Raw genomic sequence first — 3,793 nt, forward strand, 5'->3', positions numbered from 1 at the left:
GTCTGAACAAATGGACCAAAGGAATCCCTGCCAGTTTGAACCTTAAAATCGATCATTCGTAACTCAAATCATTCACTCGCATATAACGCCGCATTAAGGTGTGAGCGACGCTTGGCTATACTTGAGCGAAGCGAAACTGCCAAGCGTTGCGAATCACTCTTAAATGCTTTGTTAGGCTTTTTTTCGACGGTTACGGTGACTTTTTAATGCACCGTCCAGCCAATTTTTCTGGTTAAGATTATTCACAAACCATTCAATGAAAGCCTCAGAGTACCTGTGACGCCCATCTAGTTCATAATGATAGTTAGAGCGCTTGGCTTTCTGTATTTTGTTCTTCTTAACAACAGCTTGAAAAGAGTAGCTCGTTATTTTAACGAGTTCTTGTCGAAGGTTAATTTCTGCGATTGCTGTGTTCTGATGGTATGGATGGGTAACATCTGGATCTTTAGTTTCACGGATGATAATTGCTTTCTCACCACCATCACTTAGTGATAAAGATAAATCACTCTCTGAAGACTTTTTGGTTAACGCTAACTTATAGTCTACAGAAATCGAAAATTCATCCGAGTCACATTCTCGTGCCATTTCTGTAAATTTGCCCAAAAAGCTTTTCACTTGAGTTGCGGTTAACTCGCCATAAGTTTCTTTGATAACTGCGACTTCAGGTTCACACCCATCGACAATAAGACTCAACAAACCAACGCTTTGACCCGCTAATGGGCTATTGCCCATTAACGCTTTATAACGTTTTTGATAATTCAGTACTGTTGCTTGGAACAAACGAGATAATTGAGGTTGTAACTCTGGAATAAGCAGATGAATCGCATGATCTCTAAGATCAATCAACGTTTCCAAGTTTTTAGCCACATTGTCGGATGACTCCATTAGCTTACACATGGCTTCACGAATGCTAATGCTGAAATCACCCTCTTTAAAAATACTTGAAGCGCCTTCTCTTTTTGCTAGTTCCGATTTAAGCATGAGTTCCCAAGCATTTACCATCATAATGGTAAATGCTTCAACCCGATTGCCCAATGTTGGACGGTTATACACTTCAAGCGCCAATGTAAAAGCATCATGACTTCTTTTTATTAGTTGTTCCGAGAGAATTTCATCAGGTGATTTGGACTGTGTATTCAAACTCTGGGACATGAGCCTGAAAAACTCGTCATTGGAGAGTTTGTTAATACCGCTGCATTTCCATAGTGAACGGGTCACTTTAACGATGTACTCGCCCTTAAGCTTTTCGTTAAAGTATTTGTTTACAGAGCTGACACTGTAACCGACTGATTCCGCTACTTCTTTAGCGGTAAACTCACAACCTTTTTCCTCTAGCTTTCGGAGTTCATCCAATAGCTGAAGAAGCATACCCTTTTTAACCATGTTGAATATTTCTCCAAAAGCCTAACGCCGCGCTCACCGGAAAATTAGGAGCAGAGCGAGTAATTTTTCCGAGTGCAGCGCCTTGTTATGCATTGCTACACGCCTCTTCAATACCAGTAGACAATTTCTCTAAACACGTCACTAGGTTTTCCACATCGTTAGCCGAAACAATTAAGCGCTGGCCTTCTTTGTATTTGTTATCACCTGATTTTTGAATGTACTTCTCATCAACAATTCCTTCATTGTGGGCGAGCAAATGGCGCTTTTGATATAGAATGCGTAGTACATTGATTTCGTCTTCACTCAGCCATTGATCAAACCCTTTTTGAACCGCCTTTTTCCAAAGCTCACTAGCTTGTTCTAAACGCTGAAAAGCGTTAAACGGTGCCTTTCCAAAAGCTTCATACATGCCTTCACAATATTTCTGGAAGGAAACCACTCCATCACTAATACATGTCTCAATCAGCGATCTGCATGTTAGCTCCGCTTCATCTTTCCCTGCTGTCTCGATTAGCGCCTGTTTAACAACACCGACACTATCTTTCTTAGCCCGAATTTTCCGTAATGAGTCCCTAAAAGTACGAGTTACGGAGTTATGACCGCACGCAGGGCAGAAGTATGCGCTACCTACAACAGAAAATCTGGATTCGCAGCTTTCACATTGAATTTCCAACTGCATAAGATCCGCTGCCTTTGCAGGAATGGTATGTGTTCTTTTGGGACCGCCTGTTACTTTCATTGACATTGAGATGAAGCTGTTTTTCGGTTGACGCCGATTGAACTTTTGAGCACCAGTTCGGAGGGAGTTATGGATTTTCCCTTGCATTACAGCAAACGCCTCGGCTTTAGAATGTTCGACTTGTTCAATCGTAAACCACTGATCTGATGGAGCTTCATGACGACAAAACGGGCACCATACGGCTTCATCCCTAAAGATATTGGCCCAATCCTCTTCGTTGACTTTAAAAATAAACTCGCAATCTTCATTAGGGCATTGCTTATCGATATACCCCTTCTCATCCGATTCGATTGCTACAGATAGCGACTGTCCATTCATACGCTCCATCTCTTTTATCAAGTCTTCAAACATGGCAAATCCCTTATAAATGCATAACTCTTCGAATATGCGGCGCGTGCTGTTTGCGCGTCGGCCATGATTTGTTTGTTAGCACTAAACATGCTCGCAAACCTTAGCAAGCTTTTGCTTCCTTTCTTCAAGTTCTTCGATTTTGGTATCTACATCTTGCTGTGCCGCTTTACTTTTGAACTTTTCCAACGTTAAGTGAAAGTCTATTATTTGAGATTTTGGGATTATAATCGTTTTGTTATTCTTGAAATCCCAAACTAAGTAATTACTTGATGAAACTGCAATTATACTTGCACATTTAACCTTACTCTTACCACCATGGTAAACGATGTTGTAAAAAGCAGCATATCCATTTTTTATGCTAGAAGCATCTAATGAAGGAGATGTAAAAGGGGCAATTACGATAAAAAATATAACTGGTACTAGAACTAGTGAGATAACTACTGTGAAGAATGTTTTTGCTCGGCTAACCTTCGACTCCGTAACTTCTTCTTTGCTCCCCAGAAGAGAGGCAAGGATAAAAAGTCCAGACAAAAGAATTATTGATATAAAAAATGTCTTACTAAGGAAAAGAAGTTTAATTAGATCGGTGAAGTCAACAAAATGCAGATAGCTCAAACCGAATTTTTCAAAATAACTCTCTGCGTAGAAGATACTAGTACCTAAAGATAAGCCTACTACAAGTGTAGAAATTGAAGGCCAGTGTTCCTTTGAAAACTCTAACATTGATATAATCTGTGTTTTATTGAGCATGAACATCCTAGTTTAGTGCTAACACCCCACTTAGGGGCACAAATACGCAGGCTATAATACGGAGCGAAGCGAAGGGAGCCTGCGAGTTTGTGTCCCAACGAGCGCCAGCGAGTGACTACAGTGGTTTGTTAGCTACCGCTATACGATGAGTGGACACCGTCATAGTAACCTTGAGCAAAAGCAGCGTGCGGACTTTTGTGACGAACTGTACCCGCTTGACTTTCAGGCAATGAATCCAAATCTATGTGAAGACGTTCATCTCTTCGAACTCCAGCTTGATAACCTAATTCATAGGCACAGCCAGCACATTTATGACGCCCGTGGCCACCTTGGTCATGAGGTAGTGACTCTAAAAAAGGCCAATGACGATGTTCTTGATTACAATTACTCATTTCGATCTCCTTATGTTCCGTGAAATGATTTAGGTAGCTAACGCCCTGTTAACAGGCAAAATATAGTTGGCTAAAATTAGCGACGAAGGAGCAAAAGCCAAGAGACTGTAACTAATTTTGTGTAACTGCCTATCTCAATTTACTCTATAGAGAGTTAAGGATAGGCAGATGAACATGA

At 40.8% G+C, this 3,793-nt stretch carries 4 protein-coding genes; all 4 read right to left on the reverse strand.

Translation table 11 applies throughout. The features are described 5' to 3' along the window. Positions 1-171: 171 nt before the first annotated feature. Positions 172-1,383, reverse strand: coding sequence for a DUF3644 domain-containing protein (locus tag V5298_RS20015; protein WP_332933186.1), 1,212 nt, complete (start codon positions 1,381-1,383; stop codon positions 172-174). 85 nt (positions 1,384-1,468) lie between these two features. After that, positions 1,469-2,473: a hypothetical protein gene (locus V5298_RS20020; RefSeq protein WP_332933187.1), complete on the reverse strand. Its 1,005-nt coding sequence runs from the start codon at positions 2,471-2,473 to the stop codon at positions 1,469-1,471. An 81-nt stretch (positions 2,474-2,554) separates the two neighbouring features. Next, complete coding sequence (locus tag V5298_RS20025; RefSeq protein ID WP_332933188.1) at positions 2,555-3,223, reverse strand: hypothetical protein; 669 nt, start codon at positions 3,221-3,223, stop codon at positions 2,555-2,557. A gap of 128 nt (positions 3,224-3,351) precedes the next feature. After that, positions 3,352-3,615 carry a hypothetical protein gene (locus tag V5298_RS20030; protein ID WP_332933189.1) on the reverse strand — a complete coding sequence of 88 codons (264 nt, stop codon included), beginning with the start codon at positions 3,613-3,615 and terminating at the stop codon, positions 3,352-3,354. Positions 3,616-3,793: the final 178 nt, after the last annotated feature.

The organism is Alteromonas sp. 14N.309.X.WAT.G.H12 (assembly GCF_036697315.1).
Taxonomy (GTDB): domain Bacteria; phylum Pseudomonadota; class Gammaproteobacteria; order Enterobacterales; family Alteromonadaceae; genus Alteromonas.

What these genes read in the sequence shown, in the direction of transcription:
- V5298_RS20015 (WP_332933186.1), bottom strand. Translation starts at nt 1,383, where the DNA reads ATGGTTAAAAAGGGTATGCTTCTTCAGCTATTGGATGAACTCCGAAAG.
- V5298_RS20020 (WP_332933187.1), bottom strand. Translation starts at nt 2,473, where the DNA reads ATGTTTGAAGACTTGATAAAAGAGATGGAGCGTATGAATGGACAGTCG.
- V5298_RS20025 (WP_332933188.1), bottom strand. Translation starts at nt 3,223, where the DNA reads ATGCTCAATAAAACACAGATTATATCAATGTTAGAGTTTTCAAAGGAA.
- V5298_RS20030 (WP_332933189.1), bottom strand. Translation starts at nt 3,615, where the DNA reads ATGAGTAATTGTAATCAAGAACATCGTCATTGGCCTTTTTTAGAGTCA.